Source organism: Lachnoanaerobaculum sp., from assembly GCF_057250505.1.
In genome coordinates, this window is record NZ_DBHIEQ010000018.1 from 34,978 (window position 1) to 60,157 (window position 25,180).

The 25,180-nt window shown below is 33.1% G+C and carries 21 protein-coding genes and 3 pseudogenes; 1 reads left to right on the plus strand and 23 read right to left on the minus strand.

The annotated features are described in order from the left end of the window. The 8 genes and pseudogenes from ACO6FI_RS08700 to ACO6FI_RS08735 all read right to left on the minus strand — a co-directional run. A pseudogene (locus ACO6FI_RS08700) lies at nt 1-1,665 on the minus strand (PRTRC system protein E); the annotation flags it as partial. 1 nt (nt 1,666) lies between these two features. Beyond that, nucleotides 1,667-3,010, minus strand: a complete 1,344-nt coding sequence (locus ACO6FI_RS08705) for an SWIM zinc finger family protein (protein ID WP_485456996.1) — start codon at nt 3,008-3,010, stop codon at nt 1,667-1,669. A gap of 80 nt (nt 3,011-3,090) precedes the next feature. Next, nucleotides 3,091-3,570: pseudogene (locus ACO6FI_RS08710) on the minus strand (lysine--tRNA ligase); the annotation flags it as partial. 171 nt (nt 3,571-3,741) lie between these two features. Further along, complete coding sequence (locus ACO6FI_RS08715) at nt 3,742-4,974, minus strand: tyrosine-type recombinase/integrase (RefSeq protein ID WP_485456997.1); 1,233 nt, start codon at nt 4,972-4,974, stop codon at nt 3,742-3,744. A 40-nt stretch (nt 4,975-5,014) separates the two neighbouring features. After that, nucleotides 5,015-5,179 (minus strand): DUF6290 family protein, encoded by a 165-nt coding sequence (locus tag ACO6FI_RS08720; protein WP_242822712.1) that lies wholly within the window; start codon nt 5,177-5,179, stop codon nt 5,015-5,017. 99 nt (nt 5,180-5,278) lie between these two features. Further along, nucleotides 5,279-5,557: a DUF6462 family protein gene (locus ACO6FI_RS08725; protein WP_485384103.1), complete on the minus strand. Its 279-nt coding sequence runs from the start codon at nt 5,555-5,557 to the stop codon at nt 5,279-5,281. Nucleotides 5,558-6,107: 550 nt separating this feature from the next. Then, nucleotides 6,108-6,323, minus strand: coding sequence for a helix-turn-helix domain-containing protein (locus tag ACO6FI_RS08730; RefSeq protein ID WP_008753510.1), 216 nt, complete (start codon nt 6,321-6,323; stop codon nt 6,108-6,110). Continuing rightward, entirely contained in the window at nt 6,301-6,738 is a 438-nt protein-coding gene (locus ACO6FI_RS08735; protein ID WP_008753511.1) for a sigma-70 family RNA polymerase sigma factor, read from the minus strand. Before ACO6FI_RS08735 ends, ACO6FI_RS08730 begins: the two co-directional genes overlap by 23 nt. Before the next feature lie 440 nt (nt 6,739-7,178). On the opposite strand from ACO6FI_RS08735, the gene ACO6FI_RS08740 reads away from it, so the two are divergent. Further along, nucleotides 7,179-8,354 carry an ISL3 family transposase gene (locus ACO6FI_RS08740; protein ID WP_485456998.1) on the plus strand — a complete coding sequence of 392 codons (1,176 nt, stop codon included), beginning with the start codon at nt 7,179-7,181 and terminating at the stop codon, nt 8,352-8,354. Nucleotides 8,355-8,735: 381 nt separating this feature from the next. On the opposite strand, the gene ACO6FI_RS08745 is transcribed toward ACO6FI_RS08740, so the two are convergent. The 15 genes and pseudogenes from ACO6FI_RS08745 to ACO6FI_RS08815 all read right to left on the minus strand — a co-directional run. Next, a protein-coding gene (locus ACO6FI_RS08745; protein ID WP_485456999.1) for an IS5 family transposase occupies nt 8,736-9,505 on the minus strand; the annotation gives its coding sequence in 2 pieces (ribosomal slippage) (nt 8,736-9,178 and nt 9,178-9,505; 771 coding nt in all). 105 nt (nt 9,506-9,610) lie between these two features. After that, nucleotides 9,611-10,357, minus strand: a complete 747-nt coding sequence (locus ACO6FI_RS08750; RefSeq protein ID WP_485457000.1) for a hypothetical protein — start codon at nt 10,355-10,357, stop codon at nt 9,611-9,613. 13 nt (nt 10,358-10,370) lie between these two features. Beyond that, complete coding sequence (locus ACO6FI_RS08755; protein ID WP_485457001.1) at nt 10,371-11,582, minus strand: choline-binding protein A; 1,212 nt, start codon at nt 11,580-11,582, stop codon at nt 10,371-10,373. A 164-nt stretch (nt 11,583-11,746) separates the two neighbouring features. Further along, complete coding sequence (locus ACO6FI_RS08760) at nt 11,747-12,325, minus strand: hypothetical protein (RefSeq protein ID WP_060931983.1); 579 nt, start codon at nt 12,323-12,325, stop codon at nt 11,747-11,749. A 28-nt stretch (nt 12,326-12,353) separates the two neighbouring features. After that, on the minus strand, nt 12,354-13,628 hold the full coding sequence (locus tag ACO6FI_RS08765; RefSeq protein WP_485457002.1) for a hypothetical protein: 1,275 nt from the start codon (nt 13,626-13,628) through the stop codon (nt 12,354-12,356). Nucleotides 13,629-13,683: 55 nt separating this feature from the next. Further along, nucleotides 13,684-15,072: a hypothetical protein gene (locus tag ACO6FI_RS08770; protein ID WP_485457003.1), complete on the minus strand. Its 1,389-nt coding sequence runs from the start codon at nt 15,070-15,072 to the stop codon at nt 13,684-13,686. A gap of 4 nt (nt 15,073-15,076) precedes the next feature. Then, nucleotides 15,077-16,486, minus strand: coding sequence for a hypothetical protein (locus ACO6FI_RS08775; protein WP_485457007.1), 1,410 nt, complete (start codon nt 16,484-16,486; stop codon nt 15,077-15,079). 301 nt (nt 16,487-16,787) lie between these two features. Next, complete coding sequence (locus ACO6FI_RS08780) at nt 16,788-18,200, minus strand: hypothetical protein (RefSeq protein ID WP_485457004.1); 1,413 nt, start codon at nt 18,198-18,200, stop codon at nt 16,788-16,790. Between the two features lie 24 nt (nt 18,201-18,224). Next, nucleotides 18,225-20,153: a PAAR-like protein gene (locus ACO6FI_RS08785; RefSeq protein WP_314610821.1), complete on the minus strand. Its 1,929-nt coding sequence runs from the start codon at nt 20,151-20,153 to the stop codon at nt 18,225-18,227. Nucleotides 20,154-20,167: 14 nt separating this feature from the next. After that, the gene (locus tag ACO6FI_RS08790; protein ID WP_314610820.1) at nt 20,168-20,707 is read right to left on the minus strand and encodes a hypothetical protein; all 540 of its coding nucleotides are present in this window, start codon (nt 20,705-20,707) and stop codon (nt 20,168-20,170) included. Then, complete coding sequence (locus ACO6FI_RS08795; protein ID WP_314610819.1) at nt 20,704-21,264, minus strand: hypothetical protein; 561 nt, start codon at nt 21,262-21,264, stop codon at nt 20,704-20,706. The genes ACO6FI_RS08790 and ACO6FI_RS08795 overlap by 4 nt, the downstream gene beginning before the upstream one ends. Nucleotides 21,265-21,277: 13 nt before the next feature. After that, nucleotides 21,278-22,639 (minus strand): contractile injection system protein, VgrG/Pvc8 family, encoded by a 1,362-nt coding sequence (locus ACO6FI_RS08800; protein WP_314610818.1) that lies wholly within the window; start codon nt 22,637-22,639, stop codon nt 21,278-21,280. Between the two features lie 67 nt (nt 22,640-22,706). After that, nucleotides 22,707-23,696 carry an FHA domain-containing protein gene (locus tag ACO6FI_RS08805; protein ID WP_485457005.1) on the minus strand — a complete coding sequence of 330 codons (990 nt, stop codon included), beginning with the start codon at nt 23,694-23,696 and terminating at the stop codon, nt 22,707-22,709. A 45-nt stretch (nt 23,697-23,741) separates the two neighbouring features. Beyond that, nucleotides 23,742-24,518: a hypothetical protein gene (locus ACO6FI_RS08810; protein ID WP_314610816.1), complete on the minus strand. Its 777-nt coding sequence runs from the start codon at nt 24,516-24,518 to the stop codon at nt 23,742-23,744. 12 nt (nt 24,519-24,530) lie between these two features. Next, nucleotides 24,531-25,180 (minus strand): annotated as a pseudogene (locus tag ACO6FI_RS08815) (acetate and sugar kinases/Hsc70/actin family protein); the annotation flags it as partial.

The following is a 25,180-nucleotide window of genomic DNA, read 5'->3' on the forward strand; positions in this document are numbered from 1 at the left end:
CCTTTTTTTATCTTCTTTTGTAATACGTTCAATATCCAGCCTGGTAATTGCAAACTGTAAATCCGGTTCAGCGACATATAAAAAATTCTCATTCTTATACTTTATAAGTCTATCTGTCAAATCAGGTAAAGATATGCTTAGGTCCTCATAGCTCGGTGTACTTAATATACATGGCCATTTATCTATCGACTCAAATAATACTACTCTTCTTGTATAAACTAATCCGCTATACCTGATTTTTAAGACTTCCTTCTCACCGTTCCATTCATTCGTCTTACTGTCCGGACATACATTATTCTCAATATTTTTTGCCCATCTTCCAAGTGCCCACATACCGCTTGAATCATTTATTGTAATTCCTGACAGACTTATTTTTGCTTCATCAGGATTTTTATGTGCAATATTATTTGCCATTGCAATAAATCTCTCGAAAGCCACATCGTCAATATATTCTTTTCTGTCCGAAATCTCTGCCAACAGATCAGTCAGATTTTCCGGCGAAACTTCTACTATTTCAAACCTTGGCACTTCCCAAAGTTTAGGTGTTTCTCTCCAAAGCCCTTGCAATTCTTCTTTTACATCTTCATTTTCTATCTCCAGTCCCCAAGCCTTTTCAATACTTCCCGCAAGCTTTGCTATACTTTTATCCTCATCCTGCTTATAAAGTAGAAGCCATTCTTCATACTCTTTTACCGACTTAGGCTTTTCCCTTTTTAAAACAGTGTTTAAAATCAGTTTCTTTATTTTTTTCACCTTTGCCGAACTGCAGGAGATAAGTATTGTATATAACCAATCTTCAGTAGCACTCTCTATAAGTACAGGAGCAAATCTCTCCATCAAAGCCGTTTCTCCGAGTCCAAGCAGTGGAATAATTGTTTCTACTCTTGCTTTTATCTCTTCATCTGTAATTCCGATTTGTTCCAATACATTTACATATTCTTTTCTGTCTCCCGGCCTTTGTGCAATGCTAAGTCCGTAAAACACCTGCTCCACAGCAGTATCTTTTGTAATGAGATTATTTTGTACACCCCATATAATTATCTTTGAAAAAGGTCCGGTTGCAGGCACATTCAAGGCAACGCCTACTTCTATATGCTCATTAAATCTTCTTAAAATTTCACTCTTTTCAATTACAAACTTCTCATCAAAATTGTAGTCTTTTCTTTTTGATGTCAGAAGAATTGCCGCTGCAGCTGCCCAGTCCTTCATATACTCCACAGACTCGGGAATTTCAAGATTCATTTCATGAACAAGTTTTAATGCCAACATTCCAAGCACTGACAGGGAATGCTCCCATATTCTCCTGTTTGATGCACAGGCGGCTTGTATAAAGTTCATTGCAAAAGTCTCACCTCTATCCTCAATAGCCTTTAGTGCAACTTCACTGCTTCTTCTAAGAATATTTGCAGCTCGCTTGGCATCCACTCCCACTCTTATAGCAAAGATTGCAAGCTTTTCAAGATTTACATCCACCACAGAAACAAATCCATATGTATTATCTGATAATTGTTTTATCTCTGTCCAGTCTCCGGATTTCAATCCTTCCCTTGCCTCTTTTTGCTCTTCTTTGTTTCCTATTCCAAGATTTAAAATATCATCAAAATCTGTCTCTTCATAGCCGAGAGAACGATATATTTCTGCCGCTTTTTCTAATTTACTTGCCATACTATACTCCTTTTTTCAGTTTTACCGCCAAAATATGCTTGCATGGTCCTCTACTGTTTTGATGTTTCAGATACCATGTACAGGTGCATTTTGCATTTTCCAAATTTTCATCTGTAGGATAAATAACTCTATACTTAGTTTCTCCCGATCTTACATGCCATATATTATCTTCAATATACTCGGTATCTTCCAGCAGTTTTTTTGCTCCTACAAGCCTGGGATTATCCTTTAAAACTCTATCAGGATCATCAGGCAATTCCCTATGGAAAAATGCTCTATCTCTGATATCAAACCCAAGCTTCCCTGAAACGGCAAGCAGCTCCATTGCATCATTCGTATCATTTTTTACTATTCCGATTGATTTTGATATTTTATCAATATCAAGTCTTGATTCAAAGTTTAATATATTATCAATTTTATCCGCACATTCAAGTATTTTAGGAGTTGAAAGCGAATCAAGTAATGCTCCCTCGCCTGAATACCCTTCATAGCTCTTTGCCGTCAAACTAAGCGTAATATTTGCGCCTGTCATACATACTTCAATCATCATCTGCCCCGGCTCATCATTCTCAGGTGCGTAAAAAAAGATCGAGTTTACATTGCTCATCACTTTTTTAAGTGCACTAAGTCTGTGAATACTGCTGATATATACACTGTTTTTTTCTTCTCTTGATTTTAACATCACGCCTGTCTTTGTAGGTGTAAGCCATCCTGATTTTTCCTTCCCTGTAACAGGAGGTAACATTGCAATAAATGACTTTGCCTGCATTCCCTCTACATGGAACTTGTATTTCATATTTTGGTGCAGCATAGCACAATTTCCAAGTGCTCTTATCCATCTGTCAGGCATCTTTACAGGCCTTTGAGTAACTATGTCTGTAAGCAAACTTCCATTATCAAGATTTTTACTGTGCAAGGTCTTAAGTCCTTCATCTCCTATCCTAAACTTCAACCTGTCTCCCTGTCTTATATTAAGAAGAGACTTTCGTAAATTGTTGCCTATATCCACATTTGTAGTACCATAAAGTATGTCACCGTCCAAAGCACTTTGGAATACATCCATTCTTGCATAAACACCGTTGCAAGCCGAGAAGCATTCTGCCCTCAGTCTGTCACCCTGGGCGGAAAGGATAGGGTCTCTTTGGTCCACCGGTACGTATTTAAAGTATCTTGTACTGACAATATCTGCCAGCACAAGCAGTCCTCCTGAAATAATTGTCGGATTAATGATTTCTCCATTGAAAAATAAAGGATCATTCTCTATACCGTTTGGGGTAAGTGCAGGTGCTATAGATAAGCTCAAGTTTCCGTCAAAAAGGGTTGATGCTGTTTTAAATTCTCTCATTATATCCCCCTGAAATTTGTATACTAAAAGGGCAGTCCTATGTAGGATCGCCCTTTTATTTTAGCATATAATATAGTTTTTTAGTACAGCTTAGCTCCTGCCGGTATATGATTATCTACCATGACAAGGTGAAGCTCTTCGCCCTCACCCTCTTTAAGCTCATTTACAGCACTTAAGAGCATACCGCATGATTCGATTCCCATCATTGCTCTTGGCGGAAGGTTTGTTATGGCTATAAGCGTCTTTCCGACAAGCTCCTCAGGCTCATAGAACTCATGTATACCTGAAAGAATTGTTCTGTCCTTGCCTGTTCCGTCATCAAGAGTGAACTGTAAAAGCTTCTTGCTCTTTGGAACTGCAACACAGTTCTTTACCTTTACCGCTCTGAAGTCTGATTTTGAGAATGTCTCAAAGTCTACACTCTCTTCAAATAACGGCTCAATCTTTACATTTGAGAAATCTATCTTCTCATTCGGTGTAAAGAAGCCTGTATTTGAATCCGCAGACTCTTCATTTCCTGCATTAGCCGGCTTGTCAATACTCTTCATTGTAGGAAAAACTGCTAACTACTATGTCGATATAATGCATTATTGTGCACTGTAAAAAAACAATATATCAGCTTATTTTCCGTTACCATGCATTATCATGTACTATTCATTTGAGAATATGTGGTACATATATGGTACTAATCAAGTTTTTGTGGTACTTGGGAGTCTCTCAAAGAACTCTTCCTAAATAACATCCTGATTATTTAACTGTTCAAATATATCTTTCTTTTTATTTTCTGATACTTCTGCATATATACCCAATGTTGTCTGGATATCCTTATGTCCCATCACTGACTGAATCACTTTGGCATTGGTTCCATTTTCACAAAGCCTTGTGCAAAAGGTATGTCTTGTGATGTGACAACTAAAATTTGGAATTATGACCGGCTCTCTGCCTTCTCTTTTTGCATCCACTATCTCCTTTGAGTTATGATCTGATACTATGCGTTTAATAACTTTATTAACACTGGCAGGATTTTGTAGCCCTCCAAATCTGTTACAGAAAATGAAATTTTTCATCCCTCCAAGTTCTACCAAACAATGATAACCATACTCTCTCTGATTTTGCTTTTCCAGTTCAAGTGCATCCTTAACTTTCTTTAGCATCGGAATCTTTCTTATTCCCGCCTCTGTCTTTGGAAGGGCAAGCTCGTATTCACACCTATAGTTCTTGTCAGATCTGGGATAATATGTCACATCATGATCAATTGTAATTATCCCTTTTTCAAAGTCAACATCATCCCAACGCAGACCTATAATCTCGCTTATTCGGCAACCGGTGCCAAACATCACAATAAACAGCGGCTTCCAACTAAGATTTTTCTTGAGTTCAAGACTTTCAAGAAAGGCTCGTTCTTCCTCAATCGTTAGTGCATGTCTTATACCTATGTTCCCATCCCACTTTTTCTTGACTTCAGCCATAGCTCCATCTGCCGGATTGTTACGGATAACATTATCCCTAACTGCCAGCTGAAAAGTTGGTCGCAATACTGTATTAACAGAATCCACTGTACCAATTGATAACCCCTTACCAAGTAAGGCATTGTAAAACAGCAACACATCAGAATATTTGACCTCTGAAAGCTTCTTCTTACCGAATCCATCTTTTACATATCGATCATAGATATACAAATAATTGGTCTTTGTTGAGCTGCGAAGTTCTGTTTTAGTGGCAATATAACGATGAAATGCATAATTTACGTCCGCATTGCCCTGAACATAAATATCAAGTCCGTCAAGTTGATCTCGTTGGAGTTGCTTCTCCTTATCCCGAAGTTCCTCTAAGTTCTTAGCATAAACGCATCTCCTTTTTCCTAGAGAATCTGTGTACGAATATCTGTAAAGCTTCTTATCTTTCTTGTAGTCCTCACCCTTATGTAATACCTTTCCCTTAGTATCTTTGCGTATTCTTGACATAACCCATCTCCTTTCCATTCAGGAAAGAGATTTTGCAAAATTACTGTTGCATAGTTTCAAACAATTGTCTGACACCTTTGCGTATAGCTTCTGTTATGGTCTGGTTGTTTTGGGCTGCACATTTTTTCAACTGCTCATACTCTTCATCAGTAAAGCGGATTGATATCTTGCTTGACTTCGGGTTTTCAGCCTTTGGTCTTCCCATCTTAGCCAAATAAGCCCACCTCCTCTCAACCTACATCCAGTATACTTTTTGTCCTTCAATATGTCAAGTATTTTACCCTACAAATCCCTCAACTGAATATCATGAATTATTAAACCTTATATACTTCTCAACCTTATCAAGTTCAACAAGTGCTATCTTATCCACATGTATAACAGCATCAGCACTGTTTGCAAGCTCCGTAAATTTCCTTTCACTCATGCTATACAATTCTGCACCCTCCTTATAACGAACATATTTTTTTGTTGAATATCTCTGTGTACGGAGAAGAACCATCGAAAAAACATCACTTGGCACATAAAATATCATATTATTGAAAATACATTTGACAAGATTATCATCATCTTTCTCTTTTTTCATAGCCATCGCTCCTACCAAAATATTGTTGCCTTGATAATCAATACATAAAATCACCTCCTTCTTAACTTTCCATATTTTATTAATAAAATATGTATTCATTAACTGATAAATCTTTTTATAAAAATTACTTTGCAGTGATCCCGGGTAAGATCACATTGGAATTCCACCAGCTTCTTCAGCCCCTATCTATTGGGAAGTAACTTTAACTAAGGAACGCATCATCGCCATAGGAACCCCAATCCCATTTTCAGCAACATATACGACGCTCCGCAACTTATATCAGTATTCGCTTTTCTTACTAATTTACATCAAGTTGCATCTTGGCGTACTTACTGTTTGGCTTAACGCTCCGATTGTTCTGCAAAGTAAAACTATATTCAATTTTCAAAGTACTATATATTAACAAGGTAGCTACCCTTACACTGGACTTATTTATCAGTCCGAAAAGCCTATAAAAGACAACATTTCTACTAAACACATAGCTCTTATAGACTTTATGAGAACGACAAATATAAAGGATGTAAGAATGCCGAAAAGCCCTGTTCACTTCTTAAACTTTAAATTTTGTCTGTATTAGCTGCACAAGCATAATCATAACTTCCTGCTTACAGTCCTTGCGACATTCTTCAGGCAGCCATGGTGCCAGATGATAAATAACTTTTTCAATCTTTCCACTGAAGTTTTCTAATATTTTTCCTATGTCTGCCATATTGCCTTTAGTGGCAGATACAATAAGTTCATAGTCAATTCTGTTTATTTCTGCCATTCTTATATTTCCTAACCTTTCTTAATCCCTGATACTTGTAGTCTTTCGCCCTTTTGGGAGTAATTCCAAGAATCTCACCTATCTCTTCATAGTCATAGTCAAAGCCTACTCTAAGTATCAACACCTGTTTTTCTCGTTGTGTAAGTCTGTCAAACAATACTTTTAGAAGATCGCTTTTAATAAGAACCTGTAAATTCATAATTTCATACTTATCTTCAAAATCATGCCTATCTTCAACCGGTATATAATTTATATACTCTCCTTTATACAATGCCTCCAGCGATATACCGCTGTTCCTCAGTTCCTCTGCTGACACTTTTCTGGTAACATTCCTCGCACAGTTCCAAATAGACTGTTCCATGAAGCCTATAAACTCCGCTTCCACACGCTCTTTATTATCTGTAAATTTTTTCAAAGCTTCCACCTTTCTGTGCGGAGCCTTCTAACATTCTTACATTTATAAACTGTGTTTTGATATATCAAAAAATCACGGATAAAATAAAAAATATTATTTTTTTATTAATTTACTTCCTAAAATTTAAAATTCATGCTGACTAACAATCTTTTTCACATCATGTCTTTATTGTATATGCGATACCTGAAATATCCCAACTCCCCATTAAGCTCTTCATCCTACAAAACAGTTTTATACCAACCAAAAAGAGTTTACAAAAACATTGTCTTATCTTTTCTTATTGCCATCAAAATAATCTCCAAACTATGTGGTTATATCTTACACGGTTGTATAATTAATGTTGGGGTTGGGTATTACAAATCTCAACATTTTTTATTATAATAAAAAAACCTCCAAGTCCCCAGTTCAACACAAAAACTATACTTGGAGGAGGTGTCCATATGAACGACCTAAATAAGATTTTAGGCATTTATGATGTAAAAGTCAATGTTAATTGTGTAAAGGACGATGATATCTCGTTTCTGATTACAACCGACCCTAAACCACATAAATGTCCGCGATGCAATAATGCAACTGCTAAGGTACACGATTACAGAATTCAAAAGATTAAAGATATACATTTTCAAAATAAATCTTGTACCTTGCACCTTAAAAAGAGACGTTATCATTGTCCTAACTGTGGCAAACACTTTTATGAATCATATGATTTCGTTTCAAGGTATCTGCATAGAACTCAAAGGCTGACCAAGTTTATTGCTCATTCTTTCTATGACTCGATAAACATTAAGCATGCATCTGTCCGAGCTAATGTCTCTACCCACACTGTATATAAAGTACTTGGCACTCTTAACAATTCATCTGATAGGATTGGAGAAGCTATATCAATAGATGAGTTTAAAGGTAATGTGGGAACTGAAAAGTATCAAACTATCGTTGTCGATCCTATAAAACATAAGGTATTAGATATACTCTACTCAAGAAAGAGTACATGTTTGGTTGAATATTTTAAGTCTCTTGATAAGTCTAAACGTATGAATGTAAAATATTTCTCATGCGATATGAATAAGACTTTCATAGATATGGATAAAACATATTTTCCAAACGCTAAAATAGTTATTGACAGGTACCACTTTATAAGGCAGGTATATTGGGCTCTTGAAAATGTAAGAAAGAATGTGCAAAAGAACATGTCAAAGACTCTTAGAAGGTACTACAAGCGAAGCAGACACATCATAACGACAAGAGAATCAATTCTGTCTGAAGAAAATAATGGAGCACTTAGACTAATGTTAGAGTATTCAGAAGACTTAAGGAAAGCACATTTCATAAAAGAGCTGTTTATCAAGCTACTTGATGAAAAATCATACTCAAAACAACGAGTGCTCCTTCACGAATGGCTGCTTGAGGTAGAAAGTTCCGGTATAAAAGAGTTTAATGCAGCAATCACAGCATTCAGAAATAATTACAAATACATCTTGAATTCACTTAAGTATCGACATATATCAAATGGGCCTACAGAAGGGTTTAATAACAAGATAAAAGTACTTAAAAGAATATCTTATGGTGTACGTAACTTTAAATATTTTAGGAATAGAATTTTAATGGCAACAGCTTAAAAAATGACCGGGGACGAGGTATTTTTGTTGTGCAAAAAATATTTATCAGCTTTTAAATATATTCTGCCCAACAAAATGGTAAGTACAAAAAATTTCAAATATAAAAAGTGGGCTGAAAATCAACCCACCCCAACACTTGACAAAGAACCTATTTTTCTAAACTTTTTATATTCTATTTTACAAACCATGATACCAATATATCTCATAATAGTACCAATTTCCAACTATATGTTCAGTATAGTAATTATAATTTCCCAAATAGCAATTTCCATCTTCGCAAATATCATCCAGCATATCCTCATAGTTTGTAAGTTCAAATAATACAGATGATTTTTAATTGTGGATATACTAGGGTATGTCTTAAAACTATAACAGACTGTACTATTTGCACAGAATAAATATTGCGGCACAGTAAATAAAGGCAAGAAAATATGTTGCCAATTTATCATACCTTGTTGCCAACTTACGGAAATGTTTTATCTTATTGAGAAAATATTCTATCAAATGGCGTTCTATATAAAGCCATTTATCGTATTCCCAATTTTCTTTTGCATTTGATTTTGGTGGAATAGTATAAGAAGCTTTTTGGAAAGTAATATATTCCCTTATTTTTAAACTTCCATATGCTTTGTCAGCAAGGATATTACTGCCTTCAATGTTGACTTTTGACAGTAAATCCAAAGCACAAACACAATCATGTTCGCTTCCGGCAGTCAGTGCAAAATATATGGGATTACCCAAACCGTCAACTATGGCATGAATTTTGGTTGTATTACCTCCACGACTTCTTCCGATATGTTGATTTACTTTGTAATTTACAGCCCATTTTTAGCACCTGCACTGTGCTGATGGGCTTTGACACTCGTAGAGTCAATACTGAGATTTTCATAATCAGCCTCAGCATTCAGAGCATGGAATATGTTAAACGGCGTGTCATCATCACGCCATTTACAAAAGCGACTGTATACTGTTTTCCAAGAACCGAAGCATTCAAGTAAATCACGCAATGCCGAACCGCTTCTTGCAAGCCATAAGATGGCATTAAACATCAGTCTTTTATCTTTAGGCGGACAACCGGTTTTGGTTTTTGGAAATAAATCCTTAATTTGTTCCCATTGCTCATCTGACATTTCATAGCGTTTTTGTCTCATGGCTGTAATCTCCAGTACTTTGTTTTTTATATTTTATCAAAAAATAAGGTATTGTACAATTTTAAGTTTTAAGACACACCCTAGTACCATACTCCACAATAAACTTTACTTTTTTATATCATCCATACTCAGATTATCATTACTTTCCAAAATTATATATCTACCTCCTGCATCTGCATTACAGCTTATAATTAACCCTATTTTGTTATTTGTAAAATAAAAGTCATAATTATGCAAATCATCTTCATCTAAAAAAGGATATTTCAAATACTTATTAAACAAATCCTTCCAGCCTTTCTCATCTACAGGTATATTTTCATCAAGTCCCTTTACAACTGTAAAATTATCTTTTACAAATTTATCTTTCAGTTTTTCTATATCCACTAAATCTTCCAGTTTTATAACCTCACCTGTTTTTAAATCTACATTTAAACAGAAACACATATAATGCGGTCTATTGGCTTCCCTTACTACTACAAATCCATCATATTTTATACTAAGGTAACTTTCATCACTATAAATAATCGAATAATTGCTGCTTACTTCTAGACCATTATGAACAAACATATCGTAGTATGTACCTGTTGATATAAGAAAAATCAGTTTATTAATCTGTTCCTGCTTCTCAACATCCTCCATGCCTAAAACACAAGGGTAATCTATGTCTAAATTCATCGTACTATTTATTAAACTGAATTTTTTTCCCACTATATTGTAACCGGAAGTGGCGTTGTTACTTAAGTTTTCATATCTTATATATGAATTATATAATTCTTCTTTATCTGCATTTTGTTTAACTACATTTACTTTATTACAAGATATGCTTAACCCTATCACCACTGCCAAAATCATAATACACTTAATTTTATTCTTTAATCTTTTCACAGCACTTTTTATATAACTCCTCTCTTCTTTCTATATCGGTCTGTCCACCATTCACAATTTTTGTTACTCTTTTAACAGAGATATCCGGTTCTTCTTTTATTTTAGTATTTATTTTTTTTAGTTCACTCCAATACCAACCGGCAGATTCCCATGGATAATTAATTGCCACATAGCTGTAACCTTTATTTAATATATCATCATCACCTATATATTTTGCAAATTTGTAATAGTTTTCTTTCCATGTCAATTGTATATATCCTGCTCCTCTGTATTTGGCACCATCATTTTTCTTGGCAGGACTTCCATGAACATTGTTCAACTCATCAAAATCTCTTGAACTAAAATATTCTTCAGGAGATGGATAGCCCTTACCATACTTTTCTACTAAAATTTCTCCACAACCACTTTCCACACTACATTGAGCTAAAAAATGTCGTATACTATTGATATTGGTAATATCATATTCTGTCATTGCTGAATTTAATTTAAGAATCATATTATCAGTAATCACGTTTTCACTCCAACCTATATCTATTAAATTTTTCTTTGTAATTATATTTTTAATTTTTCCACAGATTCCATCACTTTTTACATAGTATGATTTTCTTTCCCATTCAATCTCACCTCTGGTAACCATAGCTCCGTCTTTTCCAAGATAATAGCTATTTCCATTTGTTACTATCATTTGAGATACAGCCAATTCCCCACTACTTCTTAAGTAATACCATTTTTTACTTTTTTTATCCTGTACCCATTCAGATCCTGCCATATTACCTTTGCTCTGGAAATAATAAATCTTTCCATCTATAGAACGCCAACCTGTTGACATATAACCCTTAGTATCAAAATAATACCATTTGTCATCTATCTGCTTCCAACCTGTTTGTACCTCTCCATCCTGATTCAGATATTTCCATTTTCCCGTATTTTTATCTTTCACCCAACCTACATATGATACTGCCCCCAATACTATATTCTTAGGCTCCACCTCGGCTTGAGCCGCTCCTGTATGTACTCCTGATATTCCTCCCCCATATAAACTATCTGCAAATAAAGTATTAACATCTCCATTTTTCCAATTTGCAGGGTTAAATGCCTCACTGCTTCCTACCACAGTAGGTATACTTCCTAATGCTATTTGTGCTATGTATGTTTTTATAGTCTCTGTTTCCGTTCCTTTTACAGCACCCATAGAAGGGATAGCTCCCAATGTCGCCTGCCATGCTCTTCTCATATCTACTTTGGGAAGTTTATTTATTTGTGATTTGGCATATTCTCCGGTTTCATTGCCTATAAAAACTGTTCTTTTACTGTGTATATCAATATTTCTTTTTATTTTTAACGATGTCTTACTCATTATTTACCTCCATGATATTGACTAACTGTTTTAATAACCTCCAATGCCGCTCTTTTCCATTCTTTTCTATCTTTATACAAACAACTGAAAGTTCCCTGTAGTATAGTTTTTTCTGTACATGCAAGATACATTATGTTATAAGCCTCATCATCTATTCCATAACTTTGAAAATCAAATCTATTTATGATTACATCTTTTTCTACATCTTCATTTTCTTCAAAAAACTCATATCCCGGATTTGCATTTCTTATAATCTGTTTTATAAGTCCCACCGCAAGTCTTGTATCTTCATCATTTCCTGAAATTCCAAGATCCGTAAAAGTAAAATTGACAGACATATCAAGGCTTGTATAAATCTCATCAGGTCTTTTTCCTGAGAAGTACTTAATTTCTGCTATCTCAGGTAACATAGGAACAAAGTTTTCAGGTAACATAACACTTACTCTACCATTAAAAAGCAATGTTTTATTAAAATGGATTAATTCATTATTTATGTATAATCCCTCGTCTATACTTCCGAAAGTATCCCTTCTTTGTATATGAAGTGCCTTAACTATCTGCTCATCATAATATTCCATATACACTATCTCCTATTTTAATAAATATTTATTTTTTTTGGATACTTATATCCTTATCTGCATTTATTTCCATCATATCAGATTTAATCTTTACTTTTTTTCGTGCTGACATTATTAATGAATCAGGCGAACTGAATGTAAGGTTTTTACCTGATATATTCACCTTATTATCCGCTTTTAACTCTACTCCGTTATCTTTTATATGCAATGTCTTACCGTCTTTTGTAACTATACCCTTTATTTCATTGGAAAATTTTGACATGTTTTCACACTCTATGGCAAATACATTTTTACTCTCATCCATATCTCCAAAGTATACTTTTATCTTTGTTCCAATTTCCGGCATGCAATACATTACATTTCCTGTAACAGGCAACCACTCAAGTTTATATCTTTTCTTCTCCAATCCGCTGTCTGTGGAGAACTTTACAAATATATCCTCTGCTTTTACATCTACAACTTCTGCGGATATTACAAGTCCTCTTATTCTTTCATTATAAACCCTCTTACTTCTTATATTTCCTTCTTTGCAAACTTTGTAATGAAACTTAAGAGTTGCTTCAATTGTCTGTACCTCTTTTTCACATATTATAAATCTTAGCCCCCTATTTTTGACCACAGTTCCAAGTTCGTAATCTTCATCTGAATAAAACATATGGTAAACTCCCTCTATGTCATAGTCTTTAGATTTATCATGTATATGATTACCTGATGCATAAAAATCTTCTTGTAACTCTGTTTCTTTCGCAGACCTTGGCAGTCCATAGCTTAGTCTTACTCCATTTTCATAAAATAATGGTATAAGTATGCTCTCTCCAAGTCCTGATACTCTTTTCATAAACTGCCAATCAGTCTCATTATACTGAAACAGCAACTTCCCAACTCCTGTATCTTCTTTATTAAATACTACTTTACCTAATGTATCAGGCATAACATAGTTTAATATTTCTCTATATGTAAGCTCTTCATCCTGAAAAATTCTTGTATGTTTTTCTTTATCAAGCATTACACTAAATCCCACGACTTTTATTTTAAGAGTATTTATTTTATTGTTGTATACTAACTTACAATCCTTAACAATACCGGTAAATAAGCCTTTCCTTTGCTCACCAATATATGTAAACAGTGTTAAATTCTTTTCATATAGGTTTCTCACAATACTTTCAATATTTTGATTTTCCTTAACCGAACACTCAACCGCAAGTACCGGATGTGTATTGGGTTCGATTTTAAAACTGACATTATAAATATCTTTTACTTCAAAAATACTTTCTATAAATATATCATCCAGTGAGTATGCCATACGCTCTCCTTTAAACAAATTAAAATATCAGGTTAAAAAATAAAATTCTATATAATTATTGAACAGGTTTCATAACAACTTCACCATTTTCATCCATTACCAATATAGGGTTGCTACCGTCACGATTGACTCTGGTAATACATTGTTTTTCACCATAATCACCATACTCATATATGAATATATATTTATCTGTAGCAAATATTTCAGATGAGTCATTCCCAATGAAAAACCTCTTCTTTTTATAAACTTCCTTATTCAATCCGGTGTCAACATCTATAGAATAAATATATAGATTTCTATATGCTTCTTTATCTGTATATTCATCCTCATTTATTACAAATACATTGTTTTTGTCAACAATAAATCTGCTCCAATCTCCCGGTATATCCGGGCTTTTACTTACTCTTTCATAGTTTACATAAGTTTCATTAGAGCTTTTTTTTATTTCATCTATACTGATTCTAAATACCGCTTTTACATTAATTTGGTAGGTAAACTTCTCTCTGTTATCATCTTGTTCTTCCAACGTAATTTCTTCCGACTTTCTTTTATATTCCTTGTCAAGATAAGTGATTTTCTGATTTCCGTAAAGATAAATATACCCGTCTACCTCATCCGAAAAATTCCAAACAGATAATTCTATACTCTGTAACTCATAATTATCCGGATTTTTCCCATTTACTTGATCATACATTCCTCCGCTTCTTACTTCTTTATCCACTTCTTTTGCAAAATCATCATATTCTATAACATCTTCTCTATTATATGAGTCCCATCCCTCCGGTTCTAAATAGTACCTCGAAAACTTTACCTCATGTAGAAGATACTTTATCTTATTTACATCAAGTCTGTAATATTGTGGAACACTAAGAGCTATACGTTCATTTTGATACCATTTATAAAAAATGTAATCATCAAATATAGTATGACTTGTCGTAAAATCTAATGCCTCTTTATTGCTAAAAATCATCTTTCCACTAAAATCATATTTTCTTAATCCGTGTCTCACATTTAATGTATATATATTTTCACCTTCCATATACATTTTACCTGAATCATTGGCAAATTTTACTATTTCTCCATTTGAATTCACCTTATAAATACTCGCGACATCATCACATTCACGCAAAAAAACAGTATTATCTTTTGCTAAAACACCCACAATTTCACTTGGTATTTTGCAGATTTCATTTATATTTCCATCAGAGTTTTCCATATACATAAGTCTGCCTTTATATACAAAATATATACCGTTTTCTGCCTGCTCCACTTTACTGATTACTTTTACACCGGTTTTTCCGTCCTGATTTGATTTATTTCCCCAGTTATATGTATCTGATGAGATATACATGGAGTTGATTTTAGGCAATGTGTAAAATATTAAAGCAAATATAGACAATACTATAGCAACCACTACTACCCATGTGAATATTATTTTTCTCATAATTCTATTTCTCCAACGCCTGCATTACTACTTCTCCGTTTTCATCCATTACTAACACAGGGCTGTTACCATCTCTGTTAATCCTTGTAATACATTCCTTTACGCCATATTCACTACCTTCATAAATGAATATATATTTATCTGTCACAAACATTTCACCGGAATAATTTCCGTTAAAAAATCTTTTTTTTCTATAAATCTCCTTATATAAACCTGTGTCAACATCCATAGAATACACATATATATTTCTATCCTCTTTGCTACTGTCAAAATATTCGTCTTCTTTTAATACATATGCATTCTTATTGTTAATAATAAAACCTCCCCATTTTTTATTCAGATCATAACACACTAATTCATAATTAGTGTAATCATCCTCAGAAGTATCTTTTATATCATCTATATTAATTCTGCACAGTATTCTTGCTATAGTTGTATATGATACTTTTTTCATCTTATCAGAATTAAATAATCCTTCTTCCATAGTTGACAGTTTTTCTTTATAATTCTTATCTCTATAAGTAACTCTCTGTTCTCCATAAAGATAAATATATCCGTCTTGTACTTCTGAAAAAGACCAAGGAATTAGCTCTACACTTTGCAGTTCATAATCATCCAAATTTTTCTCAGTTGTATCATCAAATGTTTTCCCTTCCCTTACTGTTTTATCCACTTCTTTAGCAAAAGAATCATAGGGTATAACATCTTCTTTCCAATACCTATTTCCGGGTTCAGGTTGCATATAATATCTTGAAAGTTTTAATTTCCTTGTCTTATAATTTATTTTGTTGGCATCAAAAAGATAATAATTAGGTATACTAACCTCTACACCATCATCACCGATATCAATATTATATCTTATAAAAAAAATATAATTATCAAATATCATGCTACTTGATATAAAACCGGATTTAAATTTATTTTCAAAAATTTTTCTTCCATTAAAATCATATTTTCTTAAACTGGGTTCTCCATCCAATATACATATATTTTCCCCTTCAATACTTGATGTTCCTGAAGCATCAAAAAGTTTTACTATCTTTTTATTTGAATCCACTTTATAAAAGCCATAATCATACTCATCCTGTTTACGAAAAAAAACAGTATCATCTTTTACTAAAATACCCCAAATTCCACTTTGCACTTTGCATATTTCTCTAACCTGCTCACTCGCTTCATCCATATACATTAGTTTGTCTTTATACACAAAGTATATGCCGTTTGTCCCCTGCTTTACTTTTTCTATTTCAGTTCCACCTTTTTTTTCATCCCAGTCACTAATCTTTTCCTTCTGCCAATGCTTGTCTGCAGATATATACATAAAATCAAATTTTGGCAGTATAAAATAAATTGAAAGTACTATTAAAAATATTAAGGTTGCTAAAACCGATACTATAACTTGTATCCTTTTCATTTTCACAACTTATCCTTTCTATTCTGCAAAGCATAAATCTATTGATTTTACCGACTTTGACGACTTTTATTTACTGTAAAACAAAAGCCCAAAGTTACAGATATTGTAGTTTATCTGTATAGCTCACTATTTCACCTACTCTACTATAACCTCGACCTCTTCGTTTTGCTTCACACCGGATATTTTTTACTCCTTCTACTCTCAGTGATTTTATATCAGATAATATAGCTGATACTTTTAATACTTCCGGCGTGAATGCACAATTTTTAAAATTATTATATATGTGTAAACTACTTCCAACTCATTCTTCACTTTTAGATTCCAGCGGCTTCATAACAACTTCACCGTTTTCATCCATTACCAATATAGGGTTGTTACCATCTCTATCAATCCTTGTAATACATTCCTTTACGCCATATTCACTACCTTCATAAATGAAAATATATTTATCTGTCACAAACATTTCACCGGAATAATTTCCGTTAAAGAATCTTTTTTTTCTATAAATCTCCTTATATAAACCTGTGTCAACATCCATAGAATACACATATATATTTCTATCCTCTTTGCTACTGTCAAAATATTCGTCTTCTTTTAATACATATGCATTCTTATTGTTAATAATAAAACCTCCCCATTTTTTATTCAGATCATAACACACTAATTCATAATTAGTGTAATCATCCTCAGAAGTATCTTTTATATCATCTATATTAATTCTGCACAGTATTCTTGCTATAGTTGTATATGATACTTTTTTCATCTTATCAGAATTAAATAATCCTTCTTCCATAGTTGACAGTTTTTCTTTATAATTCTTATCTCTATAAGTAACTCTCTGTTCTCCATAAAGATAAATATATCCGTCTTGTACTTCTGAAAAAGACCAAGGAAGTAACTCTACACTTTGCAGTTCATAATCATCCAAATTTTTCTCAGCTGTATCATCAAATATTTTCCCTTCCCTTACTGTTTTATCCACTTCCTTAGCAAAAGAATCATAAGGTATAACGTCTTCTTTCCAATATATATCTCCAGCTTCAGGTTGTAGATAATATTTTGAAAGTTTTAATTTCCTTGTCTTATAATTTATTTTATTGGCATCAAAAAGATAATACTTAGGTATGCTGACTTCTACATCATCATCTCCATCATAGCCTCTGTAGAAGATATAGTTATCAAACACAGTATTAATTGAAGCAACATCAAATTTTACTTTATTACTAGAAATTCTATTTCCATTAAAATCATATTTTCTTAAACCGTATTTACTGTTTAATGTATATATATTTTTCCCTTCAATATACGTTTTTCCTGAATCAAAAATAAATCTTACTATCTTTCCGTTTGAGTCCACTTTATTTATCCAACCAATATCATCATCTTTATACAAAAAAATGGTATCGCCCTCTACTAAGCTACCTTGAATCATTCCTGTATCCTTGCATACTTCCTTTATATTCTCATATTTATCATCAATATACATCAACCTGTTTTTGTATATAAAATATACACCGTTTTCTCCTTGTGCTACATATCCAACTCCTTTTCCGCCTGTCTTTTCATCCCGGTCCCCAATCTTTTCCTTCTGCCAATGCTTGTCTGCAGATGTATACATAAAATCAAATCTAGGCAATATAGCACGTATTACTATAATAATAAATATTAATATCACAGATATTAATATAAAAATTGTTATTCTTTTTTTTGACAAGATACAACCTCCCACAATGTATTATTATATAACTCCTTCAAACAACTGACTAACATTCACCTTGTGGTCTTCATCTATAATCTTTACTTCATTATTTCTATAAACACCTACCCAATATGTTGTACTTTTAAATGTTAATTTATTTATTCTTTCTAACATTACCATACCTGTAATAGCCTCATCTTCTAAATACTCTATTCCAAATATCGTTTTATTAGTTATATTTTCTATAGTCAAAGCAGCTATCAAAGCATTTATCTTTATCATTAACGGTCTACCTATTACATTTCCCAATTCCAGTATTTCCATAAGAGATCTTCCAGATTTTGCTTCTTCATTCTGTTTTATATAAATTCTGCTTATATTATCCAGAAAATTATTTATTAAAAACTCTGTTTTATCACTTTGGTAAACTTCGTATGAAAAAGTACTTACATCTTCATCTCGGTTACTGTATATAGTATAAGCCTTTATTTGACTAATAAGTTCCACTAATGATGCTCGTGACTGCCTATATTTTATTTTGTCAAACTTTTTAGCTGCGTCTCCTTCAAGCTTTTCTCCTAAAAAGCTTCCTCCCACTGTCCAAACCACGGATGCTATATTTGCTATATTTGCTGACTGTTCAACAGCCACGCCTACAATTGCTGCAACTGATGGAATTGCAATAATTGCAGCTGTTGCTGCAATGTTTAAGATTAGCAACCCTACAAATAAACTTTCTCTTTCCTTTGAAAAATACTCCCACAGACTTGTATATCCCACTGTAGTATTATTTATTTTTACATCTGATATGTATGTATTTACAGTTCTAAAAATTGCTGATGGGTCATATGTCCAATATTGTATATCTATTCCATTTTCATAGTATTTCTTAATTCCTTTATCTATAGTACCTATAGTTTTTATAGATTTTATTGTTTTTTCTTCATCTATAACTACATATGCGTTTAAATATCTTACCTTTGACATTAAAAAATAATTTTCTATAGTCCTTGTGACTTCTTCTTCATCTCTATAACTATTTTTCTCCAAAATACTCTGGCAAATGCTTTTTGCTTTTCTCAATAAAAAATTATAATTTTCTAATAAAATACTTTTTCCCATTACTTCGGATTCACTAAAATCAGCTTTTCCATAAAATTCATTTATAATATTACATATTATTCCTTTATCCTCACAAAGTAACATATATTTAGCTAGATATTCAATCCACTTTCTCTCATAATACCCTTTGGTATTCTCTCCTTCTATATCTTGGTTTAGTATTGATATATTTCGTATTGCAAGCTTTCTAATTACAGTCATATCAATTTTTGCCTGTTTAAAGTCATACTTATCCCAATATTTTATATTGAAATATGCATTTTTTGCCCCATGTTCTACTACAAATTTAGGATACTTGAATAATGATTCTGTAAAAGTAAATTCCTGCCCGGATGTTACAGGCCTAATATATGCATTTTTATAATATGGGCAAATCATATATGAAGACATTATAAGCGATGCCTTCCCCTCTCCTATATGTGTATTTGAATTTACACCATACCATTTTTTGAATTTTTCTGCCTTGCACTTACTGTTTCCCCTATATTCAAGAGAGCAATATCCAAATACAGTCAAGTCTGTTGTTTTTAATTTTCTGTCATCTTCATTTAAAAGTGCCTGTCCACCCTGTTTGTCTGTATATACACCATGATCTTTCCCCTTAACTCTTGACATTATGGAACCTTTATCACAGTTAACTATTGCATCATTCACCAAAAACTCTAAGCTTGATGACTTATGTTCTTTCCAATAGTTTTTCATTTTTTCTATTACTCTTTTTCTTTCATAATCTTCTAATTGATTAATATTTTGTGCAGTTACATATTCTCTATCTTTTAAATCTTTATCCGCTATCTTTTTTATTTCTATTTTAGCTAAATTAAACAACCATTCATCCTGAGTCATATTTTCTCCTTTCTCTATATTACTTCCACTTCCCTAAGTGACACTCCTATTAGTCTTCTCTTTAGTAGGCTTTCCGCAAGGTCTACTCTTACTACTGTTCGACACTTATCTATCTCTCCGGCTATCTTAAATATAGAAAGATCGGGTATATTCTCTTTTATTAAGACACCCCTATCAATCTGCCTTCCGTATTTATATGTTGTCTTTTCCGAAAGGCAATCCACTTCCTTTAATATCGGTATATGATATGACCTTACATCATCTCCAGATCTTTCTACAAAATTAACAGTTTTAAGTACCATAGCCGGCTCGTATATTTTTAATACTTCTGTAGCTTTTTCTGAAAATAAAGGGATGAAATCAATAAACAGTATATCCGGATATATAATTTCAATGATATTTGAATTTTCAACTAAAACACTGCTAATCATTGGCTGCTTATAACTAATAGCTTCTGTTAAAAAAGTCTTATCTACTTCTTTATTCCAATCTATAGTTCTTGGCAGAGGATAAAGTCCGGGTTGTTGCGAAATCAAGTAATATTTTCCAATCATCCTCTTTTCCCTCCAAGTATTTGCGATTTTTCCATATACAATCCAAAACTTATATCTATATTCCCAAGCTCAAGATCTCGGTTTTGCTTAAGTTTTATAACAAGTTCATTGAGTAAATTTCTCAAAGTATCAAAATACATAAAAGCATAATCAAACTCAAGTTGTGCTATTTTATATTCTTCTATTTCAATATCTTTATTCTCAAGTTCTTTAACAAGTCTTTTTATATCATCTTTTACAACTTTCTCTAAACCCGGAATTTTGATACTTTCATATTCTTCATTCATATCCAAATAAATATTTTCATCATACGCAACCAGTAAGAACTCATATTCACCTGTAATAAAACTTGCACATAATGGTGAAATTATTATATGTTTTACTTCAGTTCTCTTTTTACAAATTAGTGTTTTTATAGTTAAAGTAAAGTCTTTTTCTATTTCTTCATTATAAGTCTTCCACTGCATCTCAAGTTCTTCAACCCCTTGTGCTAAAAGTTCATGAAGTTCCTCATCAAAACTGATGTAAAATTGACTTGCCTTTTTATGCTGTTCCATATATTCATCTCCATTATATCAGGTATACCTTTGAGCCTCTTGTTGTAGCATTATCAGATAACTCCACCTGCGTTCCATTTTGATTAAGTTGTATACTATCTTTAGATACCACACTTATACTTGAAGATTTACTTTCAATGTCTATCTCAAGTTCAGCATCAACTGACAATACACCTCTACTTTTTATATATATACCTTCATTATCTATAAGTTCTATGCTCGTTCCTTTATTATTGGTGATTGTAATGCTTTCGGGGCTTAACCTTATCTCTTTCCCTTCTTTATTCCTAAAAAACTTCACCTTAGGATTATCCCTTCCTCCTCCGGCTCCTACATGAACAGCATTCTGTACATAGGCATTGTCATCTTTATTGTCAGGAAACTTTACCATAACTCTGTCTCCTATTTCAGGCATGCAATACCATCCACCTCCGTCAGGACTTGAATAGATCGTGGCATAACTTAGTAAGCTATGCCCACTGTTATCATTTTCATCATCATCAAATGCCACACTTACCAGTTCGTTTTCCACTCCTGTTATTTCTGCAAATACCGCTGCACCGCTTAAGTTCTCATTATCATATGGAAATCCCTTTAAACTGCCTTTCTTTGCTAATAAATATTCATGTATAATTTCATTATGCTCAAAACTTGATTTTCTGCTGATGACCTTAAGCTCTTCTCTATTAAAAATAACATTATCACCTATATCATAGATATCTCTTAAAACCAGTTTGTAAGCCAACTCCTCAAATAAAATTCCCAAATATTCCTTTTCTACAGTACCAAACTCATAGTATTCACTTTTTATCTCTCCTATATTTCTTCCGTTTGGAACTCCAATAAAAAATCTGATTCCCTCTGTCATATAGTCAGGGTAAACCACATCTTCATTATTTCCCGCAAGTCTTTTTATATATTCCCAGTCATTTTCTCTATATTGACATGAAAAGCCGTTTACTCCACCTTGTTTTTCTGATGCAATTATAAAAGCTCCTTTTTTATATTCTTTAACAATTAACTCCAATATTTCTTCATAAGGTGTACTTGTTTTTTGAAATGTCCTAAAATGCTCTTTTTTCTCCATCTCTATACTTTGACTGACAATCTCCAAACTTAACTCGTGTACATCTCCATTACTTTTTATATCACAGCCCTTTATAATACCGAAAAACATAAGTTTCATAGTGTTCTCATCTGTCTTAGCCGATACCTTCACAAGTTCTCCTACTCTTGTAAGATAATTCTGTCTGCTTTCTTTTCTTATATTTCCTTTGATAAATACAGTTCCATGTTGATTTGGAATAATTGTACTTTTATAAGTATTTATATTGATAAAATCAAAACCTTCAACATACAACAGCTCAGCTCTCATATCAACCTCCTTATTTACAAGGTATTTTACATAAATCCACTTATGTTATTAAATATCCACTACCTTATTAACTGTTACCTTCCCAATTATGTATGCTTCCGGCAAAATCAATATACATATATTCACCGGTACCAAACGACAGTTTATCACCGTTATTTAATTCTTTTACTCTATACTCCGCCTTATTATTCACTCTTACAAATCCCATACATTCTTCACCTAACAAAAGTGCTTTTTTATCTCTAATATCGAACACTATCACGATATGGTTTTTATCTCTAATTTCCTCATCTCCAAGTATTTGTATCATCATTATGTCACTACTTCCTACATAGTTTTTTTCCTCTACAAGCACCCAAGATTTACCAAGTCTTACACCCTTTGTACATACAAGCCATCCACAAACAGGGTATTCTTCTGTCAAATCTGCTCCTTTTTCAACTCTTCTTTTTACAAATTTTTCTTCTTCACTAATCATTTTCTTTTTTAACAGTCTGTATTTTCTTAATTGTTCTCCTATCTTTGTATTTTCTTTTTCCTTTTCTTTATACTGCTCTTTTTCTTCCAGACACTCCTGCCAAAGTTTCCCATATTTGCCTTCAAATACCACATAGATAAATTTTTCCTTTCCGATTTCCAGTATATTCTGATCTTTTAATATACGCCTTTCATATACCGCCTTATTATCAATATATACAATACCGTCCGCTCTTGCAGGTAATAACATAACCTTGTTCTCTTTCTCATCAAAGTATATAAGAGTATGCTTTTTCTTTATCTTCTCATCCCCTAAAACCTGTATCTCATTATCCCTGTCAGTACCTATAAAGTTTTCTCCGAAGCTTATTACATAACTTTTTCCCTTTCTCGCTCCTTCTATACATACAAGCCATGCACATACAGGTCTTTCTTCTTTTAGGGAAAGTCCACACTCTTTCCTTAAATTTACATATACCTTTTCCGGGGTATCCAGATCAAAGCCGCAGTGTGGGCATATTGTTCCATACCTTGTTTTTGAAAACCTGTGTCCGTAAGGGCAGTCCATTATGTTTGACATCTTCTTCTCCTTGTTACTTGCAACTTTACCTTATCCTGATTATCACTAATCTACCAAAATCTTCTTTGGGCTAAACCCTGTAGTCCTAGACCCATCCGTATTCTTTGCAACTGCCAATATATCAAAAAGTCCGGTATAAATTTCTTTATTGCTTAGGTGGCTTACCTTTAGCTTTCCTTCTTTAAATGCTATATAGTTTTCTATAATACTTCTGTCTATTCCTTCCATGCTGTTTAATACCATATAGCAAAAGGTTCTGTCAGTTTCTTCACATTTTTTTGTACTCAGGTATTCTTTGGCATATGCTTTTAATACTTCTATATTAAATGACTTCTCACCATATCCTGCATAATCTGTATTTATCAGATGTATGGTATCATACTCAGACCTCATATCGGCAAAGTTAAGGTAGGTATCTCTTAATACAAATCCTGATTTTAATAAAAAGTCGCAAAGCAGGATTTCTCCGTCTTTATTTTCTTTCTCATCGGAAAGGAAAGCTTCTATTTCATTTACTGTAAAGTCTTTATCTTTCTTTTCATTACACTTTAATCTAAGATATCTCCTTTGCTCTGTATGGGTGTATACCACTTTTATCTCTTTATTTACCTGATATACCTCTCCTTTCAGTTTTATGAGTCCCTTTCCTATGATGAGATTTCTGTTTTCATGGTCTGAACTTAATCTTAATCCCCTTATGACTCCGTCTGTATATCCCTCATAAAGGATATCAAGCAAATCCCTGGGATAGTCTCTTATTACTTCAAGTGCTTCTTTTTTTAAGATTCTTCCTGTCTCAAACAAAGGGTATCTGTTTTCCATAAACTTCTCCTTCTAGTGTTCTCCATCAAAGAAATCACAAATCCATTCATCGGTTTCAAACTTATACTCTTTTCCTTCTCCCGCATATAAGGTATCTTTAAGTCTGTATACAGGTACGATCTGAAATCCCCATTTTTTATAGTCTACAAAGGCAAATATCTTCAGTTCTCCATTTTGTATATCATCAGTATCTTCCTGCTTTATATATCCGCTATATCTTCCTGCAAGTTCCATTCTGTCCGTTTCTCTTGCCTCATCTTTTTTAAAGTGAAACAGGTATTCAAATCGTACACTTTCCGAAGCATCATACAGGTACATTCTAAGTAAGATATCTTCAAGACTTCTAAGCAGACTTCCTGTCATCTTGTTGCTTTCAAATCCGTCTATAAGGACCTCTTGTCTTCCTGAGTATGACAGGGCTTTTATTTTATAAGGAATAAGAGCCTCTTCTTCTCTTATATCAAATCCTGCATATCCGGTTCTTTTATCATATAGATACCTCATCAGTCCGTCCACACAAGCAAGTTTTAACTCTTCCTTTTTAACACTTCCTCCGCTTTGCATCATGTTTCCGGGTACAAATTCTTTTAAGGCATCTCTAAATAATCCTATCTTACAGGATTGCCCTGTAAGCCTTATCATATCAAAGTTATAAAGTTCTC